Origin of the sequence: Geomonas anaerohicana (genome assembly GCF_016458305.1) — a bacterium.
GTDB lineage: Bacteria > Desulfobacterota > Desulfuromonadia > Geobacterales > Geobacteraceae > Geomonas > Geomonas anaerohicana.
This window is the reverse complement of record NZ_JAEMHL010000005.1, coordinates 86,339-110,330: the sequence shown is the minus strand read 5'-3', so window position 1 is coordinate 110,330 and position 23,992 is coordinate 86,339. Positions and strand designations below refer to the sequence as shown.

The following is a 23,992-nucleotide window of genomic DNA, read 5'->3' as shown; positions in this document are numbered from 1 at the left end:
ACAACTCCAAAGGGTGCGGCTGCAAGTAAAAAGAAAGGGGACTCGTTACGAGCCCCCTTTTTCGTTTCCCCTCCGGCCGGTTCACACCGGCGGCGCCGGCACGCCCCCCCCGGAGCCCTCCACGTTGCCCCCTGCCACATCCTTCACTCCAGCCTCGCCGCCCCCGGCAGCCCCGGCCGCTATCCCAAGCCGCTCCCGCTCCTCCCGCAGCACTTCGAGGAGGCGCTCCTCGGAGAGAGGGCGATGGTAGTAGTACCCCTGCAACTCGTCGCAGCCACGATGCCTCAGGTACTCCGCCTGTTCCAGGGTCTCCACCCCCTCGGCGATCACGTGCAGTTCCATCGCTTTGGCGATGCCGATGATGGCGTCCACGATGGCGCGCTCGTCGGGAAGCTCGCAGACATTCCTGATGAAGGCGCGGTCGATCTTCAAATGGTCGATGGGGAAGTTCTTCAGGTACTGCAGCGAGGAATAGCCGGTGCCGAAATCGTCGATGCCGATGGAGACGTTGAGGCCTTTCAGGCGCCACAGCTTGGTAGCGGTCTCCTCCACGTCCTTGATCAGGCAGGTCTCGGTGAGTTCCAGTTCGAGCAGGGCCAGGTCCACGCCGCTTTGCTCCGCAGCCTCCTCGACCAACCGGCACAGCTCACTGCGCATGAACTGACACCCCGAGATGTTCACCGACATCCTGAGCGGCAGACCGCCTGCATCGAGCCACTGCCGCAGCTTCGTGCAGGCGGTCTTCAGCACCCACTCGCCGAGCGGAAGGATGATGCCCGTACTCTCGGCCAGCGGGATAAAGGCGTCCGGCATCACCCGTCCCCTTTCCGGGCTCATCCAGCGCACCAGTGCCTCTACCGCGGCGATCCTGCCGGTGCGGGCATCGACGATGGGCTGGTATTCCAGGAAGAATTCCTCCCGCTCCAGCGCCATCCAGAGCTCGAACTCGAGCTTGGTTCGCTCCTGCAGCTTCTGATTCATCTGCGCGCTGTAGAAGCAGAATTCGATGCCCGGCTTCTTGGCGTTGTACATGGCGATGTCGGCGTTCTTGAGCAGGGTTTCCGGGGTCGCGCCATCGTCAGGGTAGATCGAGATGCCGATGCTCGCCCCCACGAAGACCTCCCGCCCGCCGACCTCGTACACCGGGGCGAGCTTCCTGAGCAGGTTCTGCGCGATGCAGCTGGCATTATCCTCCGTGTCGAGGGTCGCCACCACCACGAACTCGTCACCGCCAAGGCGCGCCAGGGTGTCCTTCTTGCGCACCGCACTCTTCAGGCGCCGCCCCACCTCGATCAGGATCTGGTCCCCCGCCTCGTGCCCCATGGTGTCGTTGATCGGCTTGAAGCCGTTCAGGTCGAAGAAGAGGGTGGCCATCTTGAGCCCTTCGCGCTGGGCGATGCCGAGGGTGTGCTCCATCCGGTCCAGCAGCATGCGCCGGTTCAAAAGGCCGGTGAGGCTGTCGTAGTAGGCCAGGTTCTCCAACTGTTCCGCGCTGCGCTTCTTCTCGGTGACGTCCTCCAAGAGGGTCGCCACCATCCCGTCTCCCATGGGGAAGGCGTTCACCGTAAACACCCGCCCCGCCCCTTCCTGTGTCAGCTCGAGGCTCACCTCGGCCGGCGCCCCGCGGAGCGCCTCCCGTACCGGCGCGAAAAGCCCCCCCTGCACCTGCAGAATGCTCTTGCCGATGTCGTCCCGTCCGAAGCCGAACACTGAGACGGCGGCCGGATTGACGTCCGCAAGCACCATGTCGAGATATCCGCCGCTCCCGGCCACCGTCCGGTACAGAGCCAGTCCCTCGTTGAGCGACTCGTACACGGAACGGTACTTCTCCTCGCTTTGCTTGAGACCGCGATAAGCGTCCTCGATAGCCCTCAGCGGCACGGTGCGCAGCCGGAAGAACGTGAACCATCCCGCGGTCCCCCCCACCAAAAAGAGGAGCGCGGTCACCATGAGGGTCGGGGCCAGCGAGCACGACACCTCCAGGTTCGCTACCTGGTGCCCGGCATCGTAGACCGGGAAGGACTTGGAAAGAAGCGGCGGCAGCATGCGATTCGTGCTCTCCGCAATCACCTGCCCTTTCAGGTCGTACAGGACCCGCCTCTCCGCGGTCTCGGTAGAGCGACGCGCCAGCAGTTCCTTCAGGCGCAACTCCTCGAACTCCCACATTTTCGGGTTCGCCACCACCAGCGCCCCCACCACGCGGGCGTTGATCTCCCCCTCCGTCTCGAGGACCCCGGTCATGTGCGAGAAGGCCATGACGAAGTAGATCGCCGCCGGCACCACGGTCAAGACGATGGAAAGGATTCCCGCCGCCAGGGTGGTGCTGCGCCGTATGGACTTGCTGTACTTGATCATTTGGTCCCTGTGACGAATACGCCGTATTTAGCCGCGAGAGCCCGTCCCTTCCTGGATTCCAGGAACTTGATGAACTTGGCTGCCGCGGCGGGGACATCCTTCCGGGTAACCAGGTGCATCTCCTTCACGTAGCGGTACTTGCCCGAAGCCACGTTGGCGACGCTCGGCTGCACCCCGTCGAGCTTCAGGACTGCCACCGCGTTGGGCTGGGACAGTGCCAGCGAAAGCGCCATGACGGCCACCGCACCTTCCGTCTTCTTCACGACCTCGAAGGCCTCATCGTCCGTGATTCCCAGCAGCATATCCTTGCGCGCCTGGGCTGCGCTTACGCCACGGTCCATCTCCGGCGACATCGAGCGGGTGAGCTTGGTATCCACGTCTTCATTGGGACGCAGCACCACCCGGACCAGTTCGCCTCCAGGCCACTTGCTACTGCCGGCGTACATCGCAGCCAGTTCGTTCAAGCTCACCCCGCTTACCCGCAACTGACGGTTGGCAAGCACCGCGAATGGAGTCCGCCCCCACTGTTTCTGGATCAGCCCCTCAGCGCTTTCGGCCGGCTTCAGGGGACGTCCCGAGATGGCGAGGTCCAACGCATTGCGGGATACCGCCTTGATTGCCGCGGAACTCCCGAGGCTTTTTTCCATCTCGACGATGATGCCGGGATTCTCTTTCTGGAACGCAACCGCCAGCGGTTTCACAACCACGAGCCCGGCACCGGTGCCGTTGATCCTGAGGGTTTCCGCTGCGGAGGAAGTCGGGGGGGCCATAAAGGTGGATAGGACGGCGGTGACGGCCAATGCGGCCTTGAGGAAAGATGCCATGGTTGCTCTCCTGTCAAACCGAATGAAAGCGGGGACCTGCGGGAACGCGAGGAGGTAGCGGAACGGCTGCCATTAACCCTACTGATTTATCGGTTTTTAGGATGTGATCTTAAGCACTTTATCGGTAAAAGCGGGGGGAGGGTGTTGCGTGAGGCGGATTGGTACGGGGGATAAAGCCGTCGCGAGATTCTAAAGCAGGAAGTCGACCACCAGCCCCTTGATCTTGATGATCTGGGCGACGATGCGGATGTGATCCTTCTGCTCCCGCATCACCAGGTGGTACAGGAGATCGGCCTCCTTGTCGATGACGGAGATGACCTCGTGGCTGCGCCCGGTGACCCCGCCGCTCAGCATCTCGATGCGGTAGGCCTCGGCGGAGACCTTGCGCGCCATGGTGCCGATCAGCTCGCGGAAGACCTTGAAGTTGGCGATGGTCGGCTCCTGCTCCAGGACGTCCCCCGCCTTGTCGATCTCTTCCTTTAAGCGCTGCAGTTCGCCTTCATACTCGGTGCTCGACTTGGCGATGGCGGCGAGCCGGCCGGCAAAGAGGGGCGCGCTGGTTCCGGCGACGCTCTTGGGAGCCGTCCCCTTCTCCTTCTTGGCTATGCTGCGGGAATCCGACTTTTCGTTGATACGCATGCGCTGGCACCGGTCGCCCGCGGGCGGGCAAAATTAAAAAGGCCCCGAACGGATTCGGGGCCGGACCAAGGCTTAGGAAAGGAAACTAGTTCTTGACCACGTTGGCGGCCTGCGGGCCCTTGGCGCCCTGGACCACGTCAAAGCTGACCGAGTCACCCTCGACCAACGATTTGAAGCCGTCCCCCTGGATGGCCGAGAAGTGCACGAAGACATCCGCGCCGTTTTCCTGCTCGATGAAGCCAAACCCCTTCGCGTCGTTGAACCATTTCACTACACCGTTTGCCATTACCTTTTCTCCTGTACTGCTCGTTGTTTAGGGCGGCCGGTATCCCGGCCGCCCCGTTAGCGTCGTTGACGCGTATTTCGCTATTACACGTTTACATCAAGCGTGTCAAGGCTTCTCCGGCTCCCTTGCGACGCCTTGGCCGTGCCGCCTGCCGGATCAGGCGCTGGCTACGGGCTGCTGCAAGGCGTCACTGTCCTTTCCCGCGGCGGCAGATTTTGCCGGAGCGGCCGCCTGCGCGTTGAGCGTAGCGTGGGCCGCGGCCAGGCGCGCGATGGGCACCCGGAACGGAGAGCAGGACACGTAGTCGAGCCCGACCGAGTCGCAGAAGATGACGGAAGCGGGGTCGCCGCCGTGCTCGCCGCAGATGCCGAGCTTGATGCCCGGGCGGGTTGCGCGCCCTTTTTCGCAGCCCATCCTGACCAGGGCGCCCACGCCGTTCTGGTCCAGGGTGACGAACGGGTCGTCCTCGAGGATGCCGTTCTCCACGTAGAAGGGGAGGAACTTGCCGGCGTCGTCGCGGGACAGGCCGAAGGTGGTCTGGGTCAGGTCGTTGGTGCCGAAGGAGAAGAAGTCAGCTTCGGTGGCGATGCTGTCGGCGGTGATGGCGGCGCGCGGCAGCTCGATCATGGTGCCGATCAGGTAGTCGACCTTGACGCCGTAGCGCTTCTGCACGTCCTCGCAGACGGCGACCGCGTTGGCGCGCATGATGGCGAGCTCCTTGGTGACTGCCACCAGCGGGATCATGATCTCGGGGACGATCTGGAAGCCTTCATCCTTCACCAGTTCGCAGGCGGCCTCCATGATGGCCTGGACCTGCATGTCGTAGATCTCCGGGAAGGTGACGCCGAGGCGGCAGCCGCGGTGGCCCAGCATCGGGTTGAACTCGTGCAGGAACTCCACCTTGTGCTTTAAAGTCTGCACCGAGACACCCATGGTCGCGGAGAGCGCCTCGATGTCCTTGTCCTCCTGGGGGAGGAACTCGTGCAGCGGCGGGTCGAGGAGGCGAATGGTGACCGGCAGCCCCTTCATCTCGCGGAAGAGCCCCTTGAAGTCACCCTTCTGCATGGGGAGGATCTTGGCCAGCGCCTTCTTCCTGCCTTCGAGGTCCGCGGAGAGGATCATCTCGCGCACGGCCGCGATGCGGTCCGCCTCGAAGAACATGTGCTCGGTGCGGCACAGGCCGATGCCCTCGGCGCCGAAGTCGCGCGCGGTCTTGGCGTCGTGCGGGGTGTCGGCGTTGGCGCGGACCTTCATGCGGCGGAACTTGTCCACCCAGGCCATGACGGTGGCGAAGTCGCCCCCTACGCCTGCCGCGACCATGGGCACTGCGCCCTTCATCACCTCGCCGGTGGAGCCGTCCAGGGTGATCACGTCACCCTTCTTGATCACGGTGCCATCCTTGGCCACGAACTGGCCGGAATGGTAGTCTACCTTGATGTCGCCGCAGCCGGCCACGCAGCACTTGCCCATGCCGCGGGCGACCACCGCCGCGTGCGAGGTCATGCCGCCGCGGGCGGTGAGGATGCCCTGGGCGGCGTGCATGCCGTGGATGTCCTCAGGGGAGGTCTCGACGCGCACCAGGATCACCCGGTGACCGAGCTTCGCGGCGCTCTCCGCCTCGTCGGCGGTGAACACCACCTCGCCGGAAGCGGCGCCCGGGGAGGCCGGGAGACCCTTGGCGATGACGGTACGGGGCGCCTTGGGGTCGAGGGAGGGGTGCAGGAGCTGGTCGAGCTGGGAGGGGGCCACGCGCAGAACGGCGGTCTTCTCGTCGATCAGCTTCTCGGCCACCATGTCCACGGCGATCTTCAGGGCCGCCTTTGCGGTCCTCTTGCCGCTTCTGCACTGCAGCATGTAGAGGATCCCCTTCTCGATGGTGAACTCGATGTCCTGCATGTCCTTGTAGTGGCGCTCCAGGATGTCGCGGATACCTACCAGCTGCTGGTAGCACTCGGGGAGCACCTCCTCCATGGAGGGGAGATCGCCCGGCTTGTACTTGGCGCGGTTGATCGGCTGCGGGGTACGGATGCCGGCCACGACGTCCTCGCCCTGGGCGTTGACCAGGTACTCGCCGTAGAAGTAGTTCTCGCCGGTGGAGGGGTCGCGGGTGAAGGCGACGCCGGTGGCGCAGTCATCCCCCATGTTGCCGAACACCATGGACTGCACGTTGACCGCGGTGCCCCACTCGGCCGGGATGTTGTTGAGTTTTCTGTAGGTGATGGCGCGCTGGTTCATCCAGGAGCCGAACACGGCGCCGATGGCGCCCCAGAGCTGCTCTTTCGGGTCTTCCGGGAAGTCGACGCCCAGAGTGGCCTTGATCTTCGCCTTGAACTCGCCGACCAGTTCCTTCCAGTCGGAAGCCTTCAGGTCGGTGTCGAGGTGCACGCAGCGCGCCTCTTTCTTGCGCTCCAGGAGGTGTTCCAGCTCGTCCTTGTGCATCCCCATGACCACGTCGGAGTACATCTGTACGAAACGGCGGTAGGCGTCGTAGGCGAAGCGCTCGTCGCCGGACTGGGCGATGATCCCCTGCACCGTGGTGTCGTTCAGGCCCAGGTTGAGGATGGTGTCCATCATGCCGGGCATGGAGGCGCGGGCGCCGGAGCGGACCGAGACCAGCAGCGGGTTCTTGGCATCGCCGAACTTCTTGCCCATGAGCCCCTCGACGCGGGCCAGGTTGGCCTCCACCTCGGCGGCCAGGGCGGCCGGGTACTGCTGGTTGTTCTTGTAGTACTCGGTGCAGACTTCCGTGGTGATGGTGAAGCCGGCCGGGACCGGAAGACCGATGGCGGTCATCTCCGCCAGGTTGGCCCCCTTGCCCCCCAGAAGCTCCTTCATTTTGGCGTTGCCGTCAGCCTTACCCGCGCCAAAAAAGTAGACGTACTGCGTTCCCATGTGCACCCTCCTTAGACGTTTTTAATAAATTTGGAGCTTAAAGTATACACATAAACCGAAAAAGGCAAACAGCCGCCGGGAGTTGCACCCGGACGGCTGTTTACGTGAGCGTCAGATAAATCGTTGTGCTGCTGCGGTTGCCTGTTCCAGGGTGCTGCATCCCAGGTTCAGCTGTCGCAGTCTTTTCATGCCGACAACCTCGCGAAGTCCGCCAGGCTTCCGAAGAGCCGCGCGATGGAGGTCAGAAGCGCCAGGCGGTTCTGGCGCACCTTCTCGTCTTCGGCCATGACCATGACCTTGTCGAAGAAGGCGTCGACGGTGGGCTTGAGCGTCGCGATCTCGGTGAGGGCGGCGAGGTAGTCGGCGCCGGAGAGTGCCGCGTCCACCTTCTTTTTCACCTGCTGCTGGGCCTCGTAGAGCGCACCCTCGGCCGGCTCCTGGAAGAGGGCAGCCGCAACGGGGGTGTCCACCCCGTCCTTGACGATGTTGCCCACGCGCTTGAAGGCGCCGGCCAGCGCGGCGAAGTCGTCACGCTTCCTGAACTCGGCCAGGGCCTGGATCTTGGCGGCTGCCTCGACCAGGTCGTCGAAGGAGACGGAGACCACCGCGTCCACCACGTCGGACGGGTAGCGGTCCGCCATCAGGTTCACGAAACGGCCGCGGAAGAAGTCAAGCACGTCCTGGTACACCTGCTCCACCGGGCGGGTCGCCTTGCCGGCCAAGAGGTCCAGGGAGGACTTGATCAGACCGGAGAGCGGCTCGCGGTACTTCTTGTCCAGTATGATGTTGATGATCCCCAGTGCCGAGCGGCGCAGGGCGTAGGGGTCGGCGGAGCCGGTGGGGATGAGCCCCACGCTGAAGCAGCCGCAGATGGTGTCGGTCTTGTCCGCCAGCGACACGAAGGCGCCGATGTCGGAAGCGGGGAGCTCGCCGCCGGCCTGGGTCGGCAGGTAGTGCTCGGCGATGGCGTTGGCGACCGCCGCGTCCTCGCCGTCGTGCAGGGCGTACTCGCGTCCCATGATTCCCTGCACCTCGGGGAACTCGCCTACCATGCCGGAGACGAGGTCCGCCTTGCACAGGGTGGCGGCGCGGGCGGCCTTGTCGGCGACGGCCGGGTTGTGGCGCTGCGCCAGCCCCTTGGCCAGCTCGCGGAAGCGCTCCATCTTCTCGTAGGAGGTGCCGAGCTTGGCCTGGTAGACCACGCTCTTCAGGCTCTCCACGCGGGACTCGAGCTTAACCTTGTGGTCTTCGTCGAAGAAGAAGCGGGCGTCGGAGAGGCGGGCGCGCAGCACGCGCTCGTTCCCCTTGACCACCACCTGCGGGTCTTCAGTCAGGGTGTTGTTGATGGTGATGAAGCCGGGCAGCAGTTTGCCCTGGTCGTCAACCAGGGAGAAGTAGCGCTGGTGCTCGCGCATCGAGGTGATCAGGACCTCGCGCGGCACCACCAGGAAGTCCGCCGAGAAGGTGCCGTGCACCGCGGAGGGGTACTCGACCAGGAAGGAGACCTGCTCGAGGAGCGCCTCGTCGGGGAGCACGTTCCCCTTGGCCTGCCGGGCGACGCGGTCGATCTCCTGGCGGATGATGGCCTTTCTCTTCTCCGGATCCGGGATCACGAAGTGGCGCTCGCACTCCTCCAGGTAGTGGGCCAGGTCGCGCACCGGGAAGGTGGTGTTGGCCATGAAGCGGTGGCCGCGCGAGGCGGAGCCGCTCTCGATGTTGCCGAAGGCGAAGGGGACCACGGTGCCGCCGTAGAGCGCCACGATCCAGTGGATCGGGCGGGCGAAGCGGACATCGAAGTCGGCCCAGCGCATGGACTTCTTGAAGGGGATGTTGCCGATCAGGCGCGGCAGCATCTCGGGGAGGAGTTCGGCGGTGTCGCGGCCGACTTCGCTCTTCACCGCCGCCAGGTACTCGCCCTTGGGGGTCATGACCACCTTCAGGTCGGCGACCTCGACGCCCTGGCCGCGGGCGAAGCCCTGGGCGGCCTTGGTCGGGTTGCCGTCAGCGTCGTAGGCGGCGCTTTTGGCCGGCCCCATCGCGGTCAGTTCCGCATCGGGCTGGCGCTCCGCAATCCCTTTCACCGCCAGCACCAGGCGGCGCGGGGTGCCCAGGGTGGTGATCTCGGCGAACTCGATGCGTGCCGTCTCCAGCTCGCGCTTCATGAGAGCTTCCATGTCGGCCATCGCCTTGGGGACGAAGCCGGCCGGAATCTCCTCGCAACCTATCTCAAGGAAAAGATCCTTAGCCATTAGCGACCTCCTTTCAGGAGCGGGAAGCCGAGCCGCTCGCGCATCTGCAGGTAACCCTCGGCGCACAGGCGCGCCACGTTCCTCACCTTGCCGATGTAGGAGGCGCGCTCGGTGACCGAGATGGCGCCGCGGGCGTCCAGGAGGTTGAAGGTGTGGGAGCATTTCATGACGTAGTCGTAGGCCGGGAGCACGAGCCCCTTCTCGACCAGGCGGATGCACTCCTTCTCGTACATCTTGAAGAGGGTGAGCAGCATATCGACGTCAGCCTCCTCGAAGTTGTAGGTGGAGAACTCGACCTCGCTCTCGTGGTGGATGTCGCCGTACTTGACCCCCTTGACCCACTCCAGGTCGTAGACGTTGTCCACGCCCTGCAGGTACATGGCGATCCTCTCGCAGCCGTAGGTGATCTCGGCGGAGACCGGTTTCAGGTCGATGCCGCCGGCCTGCTGGAAGTAGGTGAACTGGGTGATCTCCATGCCGTCCAGCCAGACCTCCCAGCCCAGCCCCCAGGCGCCCAGGGTCGGGGATTCCCAGTCGTCCTCGACGAAGCGGATGTCGTGCTTGTTCGGGTCGATGCCGAAGGCGCGCAGGGAGTCGAGATAGAGGTCCAGGATGTTCATGGGCGAGGGCTTCATGATCACCTGGAACTGGTAGTAGTGCTGCAGGCGGTTCGGGTTCTCGCCGTAGCGCCCGTCGGTCGGACGCCGGGACGGCTCCACGTAGGCCACTTTCCACGGCTCGGGCCCGAGCACGCGCAGGAAGGTGGCCGGGTTGAAGGTTCCCGCCCCTTTTTCCGTATCATAGGGTTGCTGGATTACGCACCCCTGTCCCGCCCAATACCCCTGCAGGGAGAGGATCAGATCCTGAAATGTCAACACGCCGCCTCCGATCAAATCGTATATTTCAAGTGGTGCAGCTTTTGGAATAAAAAAGTTTACTGTATCCAAACAGTTAGGCTCGCCAGATTACAACAGCGCACACGGCGCTGTCAAGGAATATCACCCGTAAAAACGGGAAAAACCCGCGCGGTGCGGGGGCTCGCGCAAGGTGCGACGGGACGGCCGTTGGGAAATTGCGGGTGAATTCTTCTGTTTACCGTCCGTCCCCGGAACGGTAAACTTAGCGAAGGGGTGACTCACATGAGTACGACCGGGGAGATCGTCATATTAGGATCGGGTTCCACCGCCTTTGCCGCGGCGCTCAGGGCCAAGGAGCGGGGTGCGCGTTCCATCATGATCGAGCGCAGCGTCCTGGGCGGGACCTGCATCAACTGGGGCTGCATCCCGTCCAAGACCCTGATCCACTGCGCCCTGTTCCGGCACGAGGCCGAGCTGGGCGAGCGGCTGGGGCTGGGCGTCAGGCGCGACGGCGTCGACTACCCCACCCTGGACGGTCATAAGTTCGCGGTGGTGCAGGAACTGAGACAGAAGAAGTACCTGGACGTGCTGGCGCAACTCCCGGAACTGTCCCTCATCAAGGGGAAGGCGGTCTTCATCGGGCCCAACCAGGTGCAGGTGGAGGACCGGGTCATCGAGAGCGACCGCATCCTGATCGCCACCGGCGGCCACCCCCGCGCCCCCAAGATCCCCGGGCTGGAGCACACCCCGTACCTGACCAGCAAGAGCGCGCTCCTGCTGAAGACCCTGCCGGAGTCGCTCATCGTGATCGGCGGCGGCGTCATCGCGCTGGAGCTGGGACAGATGTTCCACCGGCTCGGGGTCCCGGTCACCATCCTGGAGAACGGGCCCCGCGTGCTGCCGGCTGTGGAACCGGAGCCGGCGCTGGCGCTGCAGCGTGTATTGGAGGCAGAGGGGATAAGGGTGGTTGTGGGCGCGGCCGTGTGCTCGGTGACGCGTGAGGGGGGCGGGATCCGCGTCGAGGCGCTCATCGACGGCGAGCCGCACCAGTTCTTCTCGCAGCAGCTCCTGTTGGCGGTGGGGACCGCCCCCGCCACCGAAGGTATCGGGCTGGAGCGGGCCGGGGTGGAACTGGACCCGCGCGGCTTCATCAAGGTGGACGGCGAGATGCGCACCTCCGCCCCCGGCATCTGGGCGGCCGGCGACGTGACCGGCGGCATGCAGATCGCCACGGTAGGGGCGCGCGAGGGGATAGCCGCAGTGGACAACATGCTGGAGACCGGGTGCCACTGCAAACTCGACTACCAGTCCCTCCCCATGGCCATCTTCACCGACCCCGAAGTAGCCATGGTGGGCTACGGCGAGGAAGCGGCGCGGCTGGCGGGCTTCGACGTGGAGAGCCAGACCATACCCGCCTCCGCCATCCCCAAGGCCCACGTCACCGGCGCGCTGGACGGCGCGGTGAAGATCGTCGCGGACCGCGCCACCGACCGCATCCTCGGTGTCCATCTCTGCCTGCACCGCGGCGCCGACATCATCAACGAAGCGGCGCTCGCCATCCGCTGCCGCATGACCGTCGCCGAACTCGCCGACACCCTCCACGTCTACCCCTCCATGGGCGAGGGACTGCGCCTTTGCGCCCAGGCCTTCAACCGCGACCTCACCCAGCTCTCCTGCTGCGCGGAATAAACAAGAGAGGGACTGGATCCGCCAGGTGCCTGTCCCCTTCGGCCTTACAGGTGCCTGTCCTTCTGCCGTAACCACTACCGGTCGCGCCCTTACCCCAACATTAGAATTGACAACTAATTCATGAAGGAATACCATACAACCGCTTCCGAGACGGGGCCTTGGACGGCACGATCTGCCGTTTGCTGCTTTTGTGCAATGAGTTATGAGCGAGGGGAAATTCGATGGCGGCTGAAGTGCTTTTCGTGGATGACAACAAGCTGATCTTGCAAGCCTCCGTCGACCTGTTCCGGTCGCAGGGGATCGAGCTGCTCACCGCCACCAACGCGGCCGAAGCGCTGGAGCTGTTCCGACACCACGAGATAGCCGTGGTGGTCTCCGATAACCGGATGCCCGGGATGTCCGGGCTCGACTTTCTCTCCGAGCTGCGCCAGCTCTCACCGGACACCATCAAGGTGCTCATCTCCGCCTACGTCGACCTCGCCACGGCGCTTGCCGCCATCAATAATTCGGAGGTTTTCCGCTACCTGTTGAAGCCGTGGAAACAGCAGGAAATCCTGGACGTGGTGCAGGAGGGGCTGAGGCGTTACCGGACCGTGCAGGACATGAGGCGGGAGGACGAGGCGGTGCTGCGTTCCCTGGCCCAGACCATCGAGCTCAAGGACCCTAACACCAAGGGGCACTGCGACCGGGTGGCGGTCTACGCCCTGCTCATAGCCGAGGCGATGGGACTGCCCAAGGAGACCCTGCGCGAGATCAAGTACGGCAGCTGGCTGCACGACTGCGGCAAAATCGGCATCTCCGAGGTGATCCTCAACGGCAGCGGCCGTCTCAACGAGGACGAGTTCAAGACCATGAAGCTGCACACCGACTGGGGCGCGGACCTGGCGGAGAAGGCGAGGCTTTCCGAGGTCGCCAAGAACATCATCCGCCATCATCATGAGAAATACGACGGGACCGGCTACCCCCTGGGGTTAAAGGGTGAAGCGATCCCGCTGGAAGCGCGCATCGTCGCGGTGGCCGACATCTACGACGCGCTCACCACTGACCGCTCCTATCGCGGCAGGTTCCTCGAGAGCGAGGCCCGGGAGATGGTCCGCTCAATGAGCGGCGCAGCGCTCGACCCCGATATCATCGAGGTCTTCCTGCAGGTCGTTCCCGCAGGCCCCCTCCCCTCTTCAGAAGAGGTCCTCGGCAAGGTAGCGCCCGGCGAAGCGGACGGCAAGCGCGCCAACCTCACTCTGGTGCGCGCCCTGGCCTAGAGCGCCCTTACCTCCCGGCAGCGGGGAACCATCTCCGTACCACGAAACTCCTGGCCCCGGCGCTCCCTTTCGGGAAGCTGTCCGCGGGCTTTCTCGTTTTCATGATCTGCCTGACCAGCTCGAGCCTCGGCGTAATCATCACGCCGCTGGGCTTCCCGCCGCACCCCATCCTGCTTTCGATGACAGAGTCGTTATCCAGCACTACCATCACGTGTCCGTTCCAGACCAGGAGGTCCAAAGGCTTCAGCTTCCCCGCGATCGCCTCTGCGGAAAGCCCCGCCACCGGGACCGCCTCCCCGTAACCGATCAGGGTCGAGGTGTTCCTGGGGGTGAAGCCGTCGGTCGCCTGGTAGAGGAGCCCCGAGCAGTCCACGCCAACCAGCGGGTCGCCCTGCGGGTAGTACTTGCGCAAAAGGGGAACGCCGTCCTTCACGTTGCCGCCCCAGACATACGGCTTGCCCAGCGCCGCCAAAAGCCGTTTCTGGATCTCCGCCAGCTCCGGCAGGTGCGCATGCCGTTCCTGGGCCGCCGGGCCGGCCGCCTCTACAAAACGGGCATCGACGAACAACCCCGTTTTGGATGGATAGGGGTAATCGTTGCTGGTCACCCGCAGCACCTTGACGCCGTTTTGCACCTGTTCGTTCTCCACGCAGAACAGGGTCCCCGGCATGGCGATGAACTCGATGGGGCGCACGCCGCGGCAGGGGTCGAGGGGCACCTTACCGCTGAAGCTGCCGGCGAAATCGGGGGTATTGAGGATCGGGGCGTAGGAGACGGCGACGACCTTCTTGACGGAGGCGCCGGAGGCGGTACGGCTGGAGAGGGGGATGACGGCCAGGCTAAGGGCTATGACGGCAAGGAGAAGAGTCTTCATGACCTACCTCGTGACAGGACCGGCGGGAGCGGCTGCAAGGCGGGCAATCGCCGGCGGAAGTGCGGCAAGGGGCCGCGGGTTGTGGCGCGGGACGGTACGATCAGTCGCCGAAGGCTGCCGAAAGCGGCAGCAGACGCACCTCCGTCCCCTTTAAAAGCGGCAGCGCCAGCTTGATCCCCTTGGGCTCGTTGCCGTTGCCGTGCACCAGAATGAAGCTGCCGCGCTTGGGCTGTTCTCCCTTGGCGAGCCAAGCGTCGGCGCCGATCGGGACCAGGGAAAGTTCGGCCAAAAGCTTCATGGCGGCAGCGCCGGAGACGAGCCCGGGAAAACGGAAGAACGGTGAAGGGACGAGGCCGCGCGCAAGGAGCTCCTGCTCCTGTTGCAGCACCTCGGCGCGCAGGTCGGTCCCCGGTGCGAGCAGGAAGTTGTCGGCCAAGGGTGCTTTCGGGTCATAGTGATGGTGCCAGGAGTGGTTCACCCAGGTGACCGCCAGCCTCCCCGCCGCCACCTCCCCTTTCAGGTAGGCGACCTCCTCCGGGTGGCTCTCCAGCCAGAGGCCCGTCACCATGACCGCCACGGGGACCGCCTTCCCCGGGGAGAGCGCCTCGGCGGTCTCGAACAGCTCGCGCTCGAAGCGGCGCTTCGAGGGGCAGAGGTCGACAGTGAGAAAGAAGCCGTCGGTGGCGGTTTCGGCGCGGGTGGCGCCGCCGTTTTGCAGCCGGTACGGCGGGGCGGTGTAGCGTTTCACGGCGCGCCCCAGGCGGGTGGTCCAGAAGCCGGCCTCGCCTTCGGCCCGGGGCACCAGGTCCGACGCCGGCAGGTCGAAGCCCTGCAGAGTGGCTGCGTCCACCACCAACCGATGCGGCGCCCCATCCTCCTTAAAACTCCTGACGGCCCAGAGCGGCCGTCCGGAGCGGTCCGCGACCGGATCGCGCAGGGGGCGGTACTCGGTGATCTGCCGGGCGTGGGCTGCGCGGGGCGCGGCGGCAATCAGCGAAAGGATGAAAAGCAGGAAGTAGAGAAGACGCATGGCGGACTCTGCGGCTGGGCGCGGGTGGCCGCCCGGCGCGGCGCTAGGCCAGCACCGAGCGGAGCGCGGCGTCGATCTTGTCGACGTCGACGCGGGTGTTGAAGCAGGGGCCGAAGGGGCGGTCGTTGAGCACCCCGATCACCGGGAGGGGGTAGCAGTCCTTGATGCCGGAGGTGAGGTCGCGCTCGCAGGCAACGGCCAGGACCAGCTTGGGGCGCTTCTCGATGATGACCTTGCGCGCCAGGGTGCCGCCGGTCGCCACCGAGATGTCGACGCTGTACTTGCGGGCCAGGTCGGCCAACCCCATGATGTCGCAGCGGCCGCAGCGCAGGCACTTGTCGATCTCGCCGGTGACCTTGATCTCGCACTCGGCGAGCTGCAGGCAGTGAGGGAGCAGGATCAGGATCCGGTCCGCCTTGATCTTCAGGCGCTGCGAAACCACCAGGGAGTTGTTCATGGCAACGAAGGACTGGCGGATGGTGTCCTTGGAGATGCCGCACAGCTTGCCGATCTGCTCGATGAGCGGGAGCAGGAACTTGATCACCACCCCGCGCATGAACTTGGTGCCGAGGATGTCCTTGCCCAGCGCGGTGGTGAGCACCAGCAGGGCGGTGCCGAGTACCGCGATGCCGGATAGGACGGCAAACACCATCCCCACCACGCGCGGCAGGTCCGGATGAATGTTGGCCAGCCCCATGGTCGGGATATACCACCCCAGGTAGATGAGTCCCACCACCAGGAGGCAGGTCACCCCCATCAGGGCCACGAAGAGCCGCTTCTGGGGCGGCTTCTGGTACGCGCCCTTATGCCCCAACTGCGCCGTCCTTTTTACCCAGCAGCGCGCCTGCCGGCACCTTGTAGCCGGCGAGGAAATCCCCGGCGGCCATACGTTTCTTTCCTTCCAGCTGCAGCTCGCGGATGAGAAGGCTCCCCTCGCCGCAGGCGACCTCGATGCCGTCGCGGCCGGCGGTGACCACCTCGCCCGGGTTACCCGTGCCGGCGGCGGTCTGCACCTTGTACACCTTGAGCAGCTTTTCGTCCAGGAAGCTGAAGGCGCCGGGCCACGGGGTCATGCCGCGCACCTGGTTCTTGATGTCCTGGGCGCTCCTGGTCCAGTCGATGAGGCCGTCTTCCTTCTTCATCATCGGGGCGTAGCAGGTGAGGGCATCGTCCTGCTTCTCCGGGGTCAGCTCACCGGCCACCAGGCGGTCCAGGGTCTGGGCCAAAAGCTCAGCGCCCAGTTGCGACATGCGGTCGTGCAGGCTCTGGGTGTCCTCGTCCGGGTCGATGGGGGTAGCGCTTTTCAACAACATGTCGCCGGTGTCGAGCCCCACGTCCATCATCATGGTGGTCACCCCGGTCTCGGTCTCGCCGTTGATGATGCACCAGTTGAGCGGCGCGGCGCCGCGGTAGCGCGGCAGCAGCGAGGCGTGCACGTTGATGCAGCCGTGCTTGGGGATGTCCAAAAGCGCCTTGGGAAGAATCTGCCCGAAAGCGATGACCACGATCAGGTCCGGCTCCAGGGCGCGGATCTGCTCGATCGACTCGGGCAGGCGCACCTTGACCGGCTGCAGCACCGGGATGCCATGTTCCTCAGCCACCACCTTCACCGGCGGCGGCAGGGTCTGCTGACCCCTCCCCTTGGGACGGTCGGGCTGGGTGACCACAGCCACCACGTTTTCACCGCGCTCGATCAGTGTGCGCAGGGTCGGGCAGGCGAATTCGGGAGTTCCCATGAAGATGATGCGCAAACCGGTCATCGAAGCTGCTCCTTTGCCTCTTCCTGGGCGCGCTGGTAGCGCTTGCGGAAGATCCCCTTCTTGAGCGGGGAGAGGTGGTCTATGAAGAGGACGCCGTCAAGGTGGTCGATCTCGTGCTGGAACGCGATGGCCAAGAGGTCATCGGCGCGGATCACCACCTCCTCGCCGTCGAGGTTGAGCATCTTCACCACCACGCGGGCGTGGCGACGCACGTTGGCCGAGAACTTGGGCACCGACAGGCATCCCTCTTCCTCGTAGGCCTCGCCTTCGGCGTGGACGATCTCGGGGTTGATGGCTACGATCAGTTCGGGGTTCTCATCCTTGCCCGAGACGTCGATCACCACGACGCGCTGGTGCACCCCGATCTGCGGAGCAGCGAGGCCGACGCCGGGGGCGTCGTACATGGTCTCGGCCATATCCCGCACCAGTTCGCGGGTCTTGTCAGTGATCACGGTAACCGGCAGGGAGCGCTTCTTCAGCTCCGGGTCCGGATAGGTCAATATCTTTCGTACCATATGTCCTTCCTTTGGCTTCAGGGCTATCCGGGTCACTATACTAAAGGTATTAGGGAAAAATCAACGACATACTCATGAGGGAGGGGCCGCTCTCGGCGCACCGGCCGGCGCCGCCGCGAGTCAAAATTCCGTCGCCGCAGGGCCAAAGTCAAATTTACGACGGTCAAAAAAGCCGCTGGCGTCGAGCGGGATTGAACAATATCAGGGTGTTACCAACAAGGAACGCCTCTTGCTTGCTCCGAGGTTCGAAGGTCGCAGCAGGAGGAAGACATGACGCGGGAAACAGTGGCAGCATCGATGATAGTCAACGCAGCACATAATCCGGCCCCGGTGGCCCTCCTTGATGCAGCAGCCGCCCTGCCGCAGCTACTGACCCGGGGACGCGCCGACGCCGCCCCTCGTATGCAGACCAGGCGCCCGCGCCGCCTCTGGGGGCGCGAGGACGGTTTCACCATGGCGGCACCCCGTTAGCAGCTGCCAGAGCTAAGCAGCGCCGCACCCCGACAAGCTAGCGCCCCGTCCCCAGCCTCTGCCCCATGACGCGCGCCTTCTCCAGCACCCGCCGCCCGGCATCCTGGCGTTCTTCTTTCGCCGCCAGCCCCACGAACAAGGTCCCCACACACTTCGCCCCGAGCAGTTCCGCGCTCTGCCTGAGCGTCTTCAGGACCGGCGTGAACAGCCGCGCCAGGAATCCCGGCGCCGCGCTTGCCGCCACCAGCACGGCCCGCCTCGGTTTCTCATTGCTGCGCACCTTGGGAGCGGGCACGCCCCAGGGCCAGTAGGCGTAGCAGACCAGCCGTTCCACGAAACGCTTGGTGAGCGCGGTGACCGAGCCGAAGTTGGTCGGCGAGGCGAGCACCAGCGCCTGGCACCCCTCCACCAGATCGAGCACCCGTGCCATCTCGTCGGCGACCGGGCAGATGCCGCGCGCGCCTCCCGGGGTTTGGGTGCAGAGCCGACAGTTGGTGCAGAACTCGACGTGAGTATCGAGGAGGTATACCTTCTCGACCCGTGCACCAGCCTCGGTCGCCCCGGCAAGGACCGCGTCCACCACCTGGTCGACCATGCCCCCCTTGCGGTAGCTCCCTACGATGGCAACCACCTTCACTGCGTCACCCATAACGCCTCCGACAGCCCCACTAGTCACCTATCCCCCCCAGCAGAGTACCCTTTCCCGGAAGGCGAGGGGACACCAGGGACTACTACTTTGCGTCCTCATCCCGCGCGGCCTGCTCGGCCCGCGCCTTGCGCTCCAGTTTCCTTCTGCGGCGCCCGCCCAGGAAGGACTCCTCAATGACGATGAAAACGAACAGCACGATGAAAAGGGCGAAGATGACGCCCAGGATCTTGAACAGCAGGGTCATGTTGCAGTTGCTCCTTACCTTTTGCGGTTGCCCGGGGAGCCCGGACCGGCTGGCTACTATACCGATCCCGAACAAGGTGTCAAGGCAAACAAGCTAGCCGTTGCCGGTGAGCTTTTTCCAGCCGCTGCCGGCCAGTTCCAGCACGCCGTCCATGGTGCGCCGGTAGAACTTCCTGACCGGGATGCGGTTCACCAGGATCTCTTCGCCGCTCTTCTCCAGGCTCACCGGATCCCCGGATTTCAGCTGCACGATCTCGGCGTAGTGCTCGCCGCCGACGCCGAACAGGAAGGAGTGGCGCTGGCCGTGGGCCAGACAGGAGACGATCAGGATGATCCCTTCCGGGTCGCCGGTCTTGAAGTCGAAGCGGGTGGTGGCGGCGACGAAGCGCCCCTGCACCGGCTCGCCGTTCAACAGTTCGTTGACGCTCAGGTTTTTGGGTTTCATGTGCCCCAGCGGTGGCAATCCCCAGGGGGAGAGTTCGGGGCGGGAGCGCTGGCGGTAATGGCTGGTGCGTTCCAGCAGGGTCACCACGTTGTTGTTGATCGGGCCGCCGATGGAATGGGCCAGCCCCATCTGGAACCTGCCGCCGGTGATCAGGCGGTGGTTCTCTACGATCTGGATCATGCCGGTGGCGCCCAGCGGGTGGCCGCGCCCCTTCAACCCACCGGTGATGTTGGTGGGGAAGCTGCCGAACTCGCCGGTCAGCTCGTCGTTCAAAAGCGCCTCGAGGATGCGGCGCCGGGGCACGAAGCCCAGGTCCACCATGTTGATGGGGCCGAAGCCGTTGAAGGGGTCGTGCATGTTGACGTGGATCTGGCCGGCAAAGTCGGTGATCTTCCTGATCCCGGCCATGGCGTAGGCCTCGGCGGCGGCGCGCACCGTGGCGGGGAAGCTGTGGAAGTAGGGGCGGTCGGCGATGGTGGGAATGTCGGTGGCGCTCCCCACCCCGGAGACGATCACCTCGTGCGGCGTGGCGGAGAGGAGCACGGCGGCCACCCCGTCGGACATGGGGCAGAAGTCGTGGTAGCGCAGCGGCCACCAGTAGCGGTAGTTCTTGCCGGTGACGATCTGGCGGTAGTACTCCTCGAGCGGGATCTCGAAATTGAGGTGGGCGTCGGGGTTCCTGGCAGCGAAGCGGTGCGCCCGCTGGGTCAAGAGCGCCGAGAAGGCGGTCCACTCCTCGGTCGAGAGTTTGAGGCGCTCGATCAGCGAGCGCGCAACCAGCGCGCCGCAGGCGGGCATGGAGAGCCCGAACTCGGCCTCCTCCTTGTCGATCACCCCGGCGACGATGCGGGTCGCCTGGCCGGTGGAGACGTCACTCATCTTCTGGATGCCGATGGCGAGCACGTGATTGCAGCGCCCGGAGGCGATCTGCAGGTAGGCGTATTCGAGGGCGGAGGCGCCGGAGGAGGAGGCCGTGTCGATCAGCACCGACTTGGCCCCCGAGATGCCCAGCACACCGGCGATCTTGGCCGCGGTGTTGTCCACCCCGGAGAAGGCCACCGGATTCTGGCACCCGACCACGACGGCGCCTACCTCGGAGCGGCGGATCCGGCTCCCGGCGAAGACCTCGCCGGCTTTCTCGGCCATCTGCAAAAAGCTCAAGGCCTCGCGCTCGCGGCCGTTGTAGCGCCCGACCGGCGCTGCGTACGAGGAGGCGACGTAGACCTCCCTGGGTTTGAATTGCTGCGTCACGGTTCCCTCCTGCAACGGGCGTCCCGCCGCCGTCCGGCGACCGAATAGCCTTGCCAGCGCACGCCCACTCTGCTATGTATTAGAACGCTGTCACAACATATCACTCAAGGTGGTTTTCATGGTAGAAAAAATTAAGAATATTGTTGTATTTGTCAAGGACATCAAGGCCGCGCGCCGTTTTTATCGGGAGCAGCTGGGGCTTCCCGCCGGGCAGGAGACCGAGTACATGATGGAGTTCCTCCCCAGCGAGGGGACCGCACTCGGCGTGTCCCTGGCCATGCATGAGGCGGCCCAGAAGCTGGTGGGGCGCCACACCGGCATCACCTTCACCGTCAAGGGACTGGAGGAACTCTACGCCCGGCTCACCCGCGAGGGGGTCCGCTTCACCGAGCCGCTGGAGAAGAGCCCGTGGGGCAAAATGGCGGTTGTCGCCGACCCGGACGGCAACGAATTCGCCCTGGTGGAGATGTGAGAGCGTTTTTGATCGGCGTCCTGCTCGTGGCCGGCGCCGGTTCGGCGGCCCTGGCCGCCCTCCCCGCTCCGCGTCCCTACAGTGGCTGCGGGGTGTTGATCCTCAAACAGGGAGCGGGGTGGCAGCCGGAGAGCCTGCCCCTGTACCAGGAGCCCGGAGTGCAGCGGGTGGCCGAGACCACGCCCCAGGCGCTGCCGCGCTTGTCGGGAGACGACGCGGAGCCGCTTTTGGCGGCGAGCGAGCGGCGCGGTGGCTGGGTCAGGGTGGCGCTGGACGAGGCGGGACGCCAGGGATGGCTGGAAAAGGCGCGCGGCTGGGAGTACCGCGAGTGGCGCGACTTCCTTCCCGGACGCACGGTGCGCCTGCTTCCCGGTCTGAAGAAGGAATGGTATCAGCTGCGGCTCACGCCGGGAGGCGAGGCGAGCCCGGCGTCGCCGCTGTCCCGGGACCGGGAGGTCAAGGTCCTGGAGGTGGAAAAGGAGTGGGCCAGAATCGAGGCGCCGGCCGGGTGGCTGCGCTGGCGCGACCCCGACGGCAGGCTCACCGTCTCGCTGAAGTAGCTGCAGAAATAGAAAAAGCATTGACATTGATATCCCTGCATGTTATTTGAGGCGTCATGTATACTAACAACGTTACATCACGTGGCACCGTCCACGCGGCAGCAGCGGCCAGACACTTTTAGAGCCGCCACTGCTGATTAGAAAAATAGATTTCTACTAAAGGCCGTGGGGGACCCCCACGGCCTTTTTTTATAAAAAATTCGCTTTGGTCCAGCACATACATACCAATCAGGGGGAAAAGAATGCGCAACGAGATTGTCACTCCCGGCGCGGGAGAACTTACCTATGAAATCCGAAACATCGTCACCGTGGCCGAGAAAGTGCAGCGCCTCGGGGTGAAGATCAACTGGGAGAACATCGGGGACCCGATCGTCAAGGGAGAGACCATCCCGCTGTGGATGAAGGAGATCGTTGCGACTGAGGCGATGCACGACGAGAGCTACGCCTACTGCCCCACCCGCGGCGTCCTGGAGACCCGCGAGTTCATCTGCGAGATCACCAACAAGCGTGGCGGCGCGCAGATCACCCCGGACGACATCATCTTCTTCAACGGCCTGGGCGACGCCATCGCCAAGGTCTACGGCAACCTCAGGGCCGAGAGCCGCGTGCTGATGCCGTCGCCGACCTATACCACCCATTCCATCGGCGAGGCCGCCCACGCCAACGCTGTCCCGGTCTGCTACCGCTTGAAGCCCGAGGACAACTGGTATCCGGACATGGAAGACCTGGAGTGCCACGTCAAGTACAACCCGCAGATCTCCGGGATCATGCTCATCAACCCGGACAACCCGACCGGCATGGTCTACCCCCCCGAGGTGCTCAAGCAGATCGTGGCCATCGCCAAGAAATACGACCTGTTCCTGATCGCCGACGAGGTGTACAGCAACATCGTCTACAACGGCGAGCACACCGTCCCCATCTCGGACGTGATCGGCGAGGTCCCCGCCATCGCCATGAAGGGCATCTCCAAGGAACTCCCCTGGCCTGGCTCCCGCTGCGGCTGGATCGAGGTCTACAACGGCGAGCGCGACCCGCGCTTCAAGAAGTTCGTCAACTCCATCCTCTCCTCCAAGATGAACGAGGTCTGCTCCACCACGCTGCCGCAGCGCTGCCTCCCCGCCGTGATGAAGCACCAGGAGTACCACAACTACCTGAACGAGCGCATCGGCCGTTACGAGAAGATGAGCAACATCATGTACGACGCGCTGTCCAAGGTCCCGGAGCTGTCGGTGAACCGCACCAACGGCGCGTTCTACATGGCGGTGCCGTTCAAGCCGGGCGTCTTGAACCACACCCAGAGCCTGCCCATCCAGAACCCGGAGATCCGCGCGCTGGTGGAGGGGATCGTGAACCAGCCCGGCGTGGCGCCGGACAAGCGCTTCGTCTACTACATCCTGGCCCACACCGGGATCTGCGTGGTGCCGCTCTCCTCCTTCAACACGGAACTCCTGGGCTTCAGGGTCACCCTGCTCGAACGCGACGAGGAGGAGTGCCGCAAGATCTACCGCACCCTGACCGAGAACATCGCCGCCTACCTCGCCTCGTAAGCGGGGGGCGGCTTCCCCCTCCCTGTCCCTCCCCCTCCGGGGGAGGGAACCCTGCGCTCCTCCCTGGCAGCATCCGCCCTCCGCTCTCCCCCCCTCCCGCGAGGGGAGGGGGGATTTTCGCCCGTCCTCCCCCTTTTTTGCCGCAAGTGGACGTCCTCATTGACTATTGAGGCGCAGTTATGCTATCCATTCTCCATTTGGGCAGCATCCTCACTAGCTTAGGGGTTCAGATGGCCTCGGTTGCACCGGAAAGAAGGCGGTCGGCGGCAAACGCCCGCGGCGTGGCACATGCTTAACGGCATAACCGGCAGCGTCGAACCGGATATCGCCCCGGATACCTTCGAGGTCATCGGGCGCATCCTCAAAGCCCGCTCGGGGTTCACCCTGGACGGCTACAAGGACAAATGCGTCAAGCGGCGCATCCACATCCGCGTCCGCGCCACCCACTCCCCCACCCCCGAGGCGTACGGCGAACTCCTCACCCAGAGCACGGCCGAACAGGACCACCTGCTCCGGGTGCTCACCATCCACGTTTCCCACTTCTTCAGAAATCCCACGGTCTTCGAAAAACTCGGCACCGAGATCCTGCCACAGCTGTTGGAGCGGGGCGACCAGGTCCGGGTCCTCAGTGTCGGTTGCGCCGGCGGGGAGGAACCCTACACCCTGGCGCTGCTCATGAAGGAGCGGTTCCCCGCTGCGGTCGACGCGGGACGCGTCACCATACTGGGGGTGGACGTGGACAACATCATCCTGGAGCAGGCCCGGGAAGCCGTGTACCACCCGGACCGTCTGGCGGAGGTCCCCCCACAGTTGCTGGAGCGCCATTTCACCCCCGAGGGCGGCCGCTACCGCCTGGGGAACGAGGTCCGCAGCCAGGTCCTTTTCGAGCACGCGGACCTGAACCACCGGCAGGGGTGGGACCCCTGCGACCTGATCCTCTGTCGCAACGTACTGATCTATTTCGAGAGGGAACGGCAGGAGACCATCCTGAACAGCTTCGCCGACGCCCTCTCCCCCGGAGGCTACCTGGTGCTGGGCAAGGCCGAAACCCTTTTCGGCACGGCCCGCAAGCGCTTCCGGACCATCTGCCCGGTGGAACGCATCTACCGGGCCCTGTAGCCACAC

General features: G+C 64.7%; 22 protein-coding genes. 7 read left to right on the top strand and 15 right to left on the bottom strand.

Translation table 11 applies throughout. The features are described from left to right. Window positions 1-81: 81 nt before the first annotated feature. The 7 genes from JFN91_RS11520 to glyQ all read right to left on the bottom strand — a co-directional run bounded on the left by JFN91_RS11520 (window position 82) and on the right by glyQ (window position 10,120). Window positions 82-2,355, bottom strand: a complete 2,274-nt coding sequence (locus JFN91_RS11520; protein WP_199389340.1) for a putative bifunctional diguanylate cyclase/phosphodiesterase — start codon at window positions 2,353-2,355, stop codon at window positions 82-84. Then, window positions 2,352-3,179 carry a substrate-binding domain-containing protein gene (locus JFN91_RS11515; RefSeq protein WP_199389339.1) on the bottom strand — a complete coding sequence of 276 codons (828 nt, stop codon included), beginning with the start codon at window positions 3,177-3,179 and terminating at the stop codon, window positions 2,352-2,354. The genes JFN91_RS11520 and JFN91_RS11515 overlap by 4 nt, the downstream gene beginning before the upstream one ends. A 189-nt stretch (window positions 3,180-3,368) precedes the next feature. Continuing rightward, window positions 3,369-3,818, bottom strand: a complete 450-nt coding sequence (locus tag JFN91_RS11510; RefSeq protein WP_199389338.1) for a YaaR family protein — start codon at window positions 3,816-3,818, stop codon at window positions 3,369-3,371. A gap of 85 nt (window positions 3,819-3,903) precedes the next feature. Then, window positions 3,904-4,104, bottom strand: a complete 201-nt coding sequence (locus JFN91_RS11505) for a cold-shock protein (RefSeq protein WP_199389337.1) — start codon at window positions 4,102-4,104, stop codon at window positions 3,904-3,906. Between the two features lie 156 nt (window positions 4,105-4,260). Continuing rightward, a complete protein-coding gene (ppdK, locus tag JFN91_RS11500; RefSeq protein ID WP_199389336.1) occupies window positions 4,261-6,996 on the bottom strand; it encodes a pyruvate, phosphate dikinase in 2,736 nt (911 codons plus the stop codon). A gap of 185 nt (window positions 6,997-7,181) precedes the next feature. Then, window positions 7,182-9,245 carry a glycine--tRNA ligase subunit beta gene (gene glyS, locus JFN91_RS11495; RefSeq protein WP_199389335.1) on the bottom strand — a complete coding sequence of 688 codons (2,064 nt, stop codon included), beginning with the start codon at window positions 9,243-9,245 and terminating at the stop codon, window positions 7,182-7,184. Beyond that, window positions 9,245-10,120 (bottom strand): glycine--tRNA ligase subunit alpha, encoded by an 876-nt coding sequence (glyQ, locus tag JFN91_RS11490; RefSeq protein WP_183345598.1) that lies wholly within the window; start codon window positions 10,118-10,120, stop codon window positions 9,245-9,247. The genes glyS and glyQ overlap by 1 nt, the downstream gene beginning before the upstream one ends. Before the next feature lie 264 nt (window positions 10,121-10,384). Between glyQ and merA the strand changes: the two genes are divergently transcribed. Both merA and JFN91_RS11480 read left to right on the top strand, forming a co-directional pair. Continuing rightward, window positions 10,385-11,791, top strand: a complete 1,407-nt coding sequence (gene merA, locus JFN91_RS11485; RefSeq protein ID WP_199389334.1) for a mercury(II) reductase — start codon at window positions 10,385-10,387, stop codon at window positions 11,789-11,791. A gap of 221 nt (window positions 11,792-12,012) precedes the next feature. Further along, window positions 12,013-13,050, top strand: a complete 1,038-nt coding sequence (locus tag JFN91_RS11480; RefSeq protein WP_199389333.1) for an HD domain-containing phosphohydrolase — start codon at window positions 12,013-12,015, stop codon at window positions 13,048-13,050. Window positions 13,051-13,057: 7 nt separating this feature from the next. Here the strand turns inward: JFN91_RS11480 and JFN91_RS11475 are convergent, their stop codons facing one another. The 5 genes from JFN91_RS11475 to def form a co-directional block, all read right to left on the bottom strand. Then, a complete protein-coding gene (locus JFN91_RS11475; protein ID WP_199389332.1) occupies window positions 13,058-13,924 on the bottom strand; it encodes an NlpC/P60 family protein in 867 nt (288 codons plus the stop codon). 100 nt (window positions 13,925-14,024) lie between these two features. After that, complete coding sequence (locus tag JFN91_RS11470) at window positions 14,025-14,954, bottom strand: polysaccharide deacetylase family protein (protein WP_199389331.1); 930 nt, start codon at window positions 14,952-14,954, stop codon at window positions 14,025-14,027. Window positions 14,955-14,997: 43 nt separating this feature from the next. Next, complete coding sequence (locus tag JFN91_RS11465; protein ID WP_236015102.1) at window positions 14,998-15,768, bottom strand: DUF116 domain-containing protein; 771 nt, start codon at window positions 15,766-15,768, stop codon at window positions 14,998-15,000. Next, a complete protein-coding gene (fmt, locus tag JFN91_RS11460; protein WP_199389330.1) occupies window positions 15,758-16,714 on the bottom strand; it encodes a methionyl-tRNA formyltransferase in 957 nt (318 codons plus the stop codon). Before fmt ends, JFN91_RS11465 begins: the two co-directional genes overlap by 11 nt. Then, window positions 16,711-17,229 (bottom strand): peptide deformylase, encoded by a 519-nt coding sequence (gene def / locus JFN91_RS11455; RefSeq protein ID WP_199389329.1) that lies wholly within the window; start codon window positions 17,227-17,229, stop codon window positions 16,711-16,713. The genes fmt and def overlap by 4 nt, the downstream gene beginning before the upstream one ends. A 270-nt stretch (window positions 17,230-17,499) precedes the next feature. On the opposite strand from def, the gene JFN91_RS11450 reads away from it, so the two are divergent. Further along, window positions 17,500-17,700 (top strand): hypothetical protein, encoded by a 201-nt coding sequence (locus JFN91_RS11450; RefSeq protein ID WP_199389328.1) that lies wholly within the window; start codon window positions 17,500-17,502, stop codon window positions 17,698-17,700. Between the two features lie 37 nt (window positions 17,701-17,737). Here JFN91_RS11450 and JFN91_RS11445 read toward each other — a convergent pair whose 3' ends face one another. The 3 genes from JFN91_RS11445 to JFN91_RS11435 form a co-directional block, all read right to left on the bottom strand. Beyond that, window positions 17,738-18,349, bottom strand: a complete 612-nt coding sequence (locus JFN91_RS11445) for a flavodoxin family protein (RefSeq protein ID WP_199389327.1) — start codon at window positions 18,347-18,349, stop codon at window positions 17,738-17,740. A gap of 82 nt (window positions 18,350-18,431) precedes the next feature. Beyond that, window positions 18,432-18,593 (bottom strand): hypothetical protein, encoded by a 162-nt coding sequence (locus tag JFN91_RS11440; protein ID WP_199389326.1) that lies wholly within the window; start codon window positions 18,591-18,593, stop codon window positions 18,432-18,434. Window positions 18,594-18,686: 93 nt separating this feature from the next. Further along, window positions 18,687-20,288, bottom strand: coding sequence for a thiolase family protein (locus tag JFN91_RS11435; protein WP_199389325.1), 1,602 nt, complete (start codon window positions 20,286-20,288; stop codon window positions 18,687-18,689). A 118-nt stretch (window positions 20,289-20,406) separates the two neighbouring features. On the opposite strand from JFN91_RS11435, the gene JFN91_RS11430 reads away from it, so the two are divergent. The 4 genes from JFN91_RS11430 (at window position 20,407) to JFN91_RS11415 (ending at window position 23,986) form a co-directional block, all read left to right on the top strand. Further along, window positions 20,407-20,760: a VOC family protein gene (locus JFN91_RS11430; RefSeq protein WP_199389324.1), complete on the top strand. Its 354-nt coding sequence runs from the start codon at window positions 20,407-20,409 to the stop codon at window positions 20,758-20,760. Beyond that, window positions 20,757-21,320 (top strand): SH3 domain-containing protein, encoded by a 564-nt coding sequence (locus tag JFN91_RS11425; protein ID WP_328746808.1) that lies wholly within the window; start codon window positions 20,757-20,759, stop codon window positions 21,318-21,320. The genes JFN91_RS11430 and JFN91_RS11425 overlap by 4 nt, the downstream gene beginning before the upstream one ends. 242 nt (window positions 21,321-21,562) lie before the next feature. Then, window positions 21,563-22,867 (top strand): pyridoxal phosphate-dependent aminotransferase, encoded by a 1,305-nt coding sequence (locus tag JFN91_RS11420; RefSeq protein WP_199389323.1) that lies wholly within the window; start codon window positions 21,563-21,565, stop codon window positions 22,865-22,867. A gap of 288 nt (window positions 22,868-23,155) precedes the next feature. Next, a complete protein-coding gene (locus JFN91_RS11415; protein ID WP_199389322.1) occupies window positions 23,156-23,986 on the top strand; it encodes a CheR family methyltransferase in 831 nt (276 codons plus the stop codon). The last annotated feature ends 6 nt before the right edge of the window (window positions 23,987-23,992 follow it).

Bases quoted from the DNA above. Each gene is read 5' to 3' on its own strand.
- def (WP_199389329.1), bottom strand. From the start codon at position 17,229: ATGGTACGAAAGATATTGACCTATCCGGACCCGGAGCTGAAGAAGCGC.
- JFN91_RS11445 (WP_199389327.1), bottom strand. From the start codon at position 18,349: ATGGGTGACGCAGTGAAGGTGGTTGCCATCGTAGGGAGCTACCGCAAG.
- JFN91_RS11415 (WP_199389322.1), top strand. From the start codon at position 23,156: ATGCTTAACGGCATAACCGGCAGCGTCGAACCGGATATCGCCCCGGAT.
- JFN91_RS11470 (WP_199389331.1), bottom strand. From the start codon at position 14,954: ATGCGTCTTCTCTACTTCCTGCTTTTCATCCTTTCGCTGATTGCCGCC.
- JFN91_RS11450 (WP_199389328.1), top strand. From the start codon at position 17,500: ATGACGCGGGAAACAGTGGCAGCATCGATGATAGTCAACGCAGCACAT.
- JFN91_RS11505 (WP_199389337.1), bottom strand. From the start codon at position 4,104: ATGGCAAACGGTGTAGTGAAATGGTTCAACGACGCGAAGGGGTTTGGC.
- JFN91_RS11430 (WP_199389324.1), top strand. From the start codon at position 20,407: ATGGTAGAAAAAATTAAGAATATTGTTGTATTTGTCAAGGACATCAAG.
- fmt (WP_199389330.1), bottom strand. From the start codon at position 16,714: ATGACCGGTTTGCGCATCATCTTCATGGGAACTCCCGAATTCGCCTGC.
- glyS (WP_199389335.1), bottom strand. From the start codon at position 9,245: ATGGCTAAGGATCTTTTCCTTGAGATAGGTTGCGAGGAGATTCCGGCC.
- merA (WP_199389334.1), top strand. From the start codon at position 10,385: ATGAGTACGACCGGGGAGATCGTCATATTAGGATCGGGTTCCACCGCC.
- JFN91_RS11475 (WP_199389332.1), bottom strand. From the start codon at position 13,924: ATGAAGACTCTTCTCCTTGCCGTCATAGCCCTTAGCCTGGCCGTCATC.
- JFN91_RS11510 (WP_199389338.1), bottom strand. From the start codon at position 3,818: ATGCGTATCAACGAAAAGTCGGATTCCCGCAGCATAGCCAAGAAGGAG.
- JFN91_RS11440 (WP_199389326.1), bottom strand. From the start codon at position 18,593: ATGACCCTGCTGTTCAAGATCCTGGGCGTCATCTTCGCCCTTTTCATC.
- JFN91_RS11480 (WP_199389333.1), top strand. From the start codon at position 12,013: ATGGCGGCTGAAGTGCTTTTCGTGGATGACAACAAGCTGATCTTGCAA.
- JFN91_RS11420 (WP_199389323.1), top strand. From the start codon at position 21,563: ATGCGCAACGAGATTGTCACTCCCGGCGCGGGAGAACTTACCTATGAA.
- JFN91_RS11515 (WP_199389339.1), bottom strand. From the start codon at position 3,179: ATGGCATCTTTCCTCAAGGCCGCATTGGCCGTCACCGCCGTCCTATCC.
- JFN91_RS11520 (WP_199389340.1), bottom strand. From the start codon at position 2,355: ATGATCAAGTACAGCAAGTCCATACGGCGCAGCACCACCCTGGCGGCG.
- ppdK (WP_199389336.1), bottom strand. From the start codon at position 6,996: ATGGGAACGCAGTACGTCTACTTTTTTGGCGCGGGTAAGGCTGACGGC.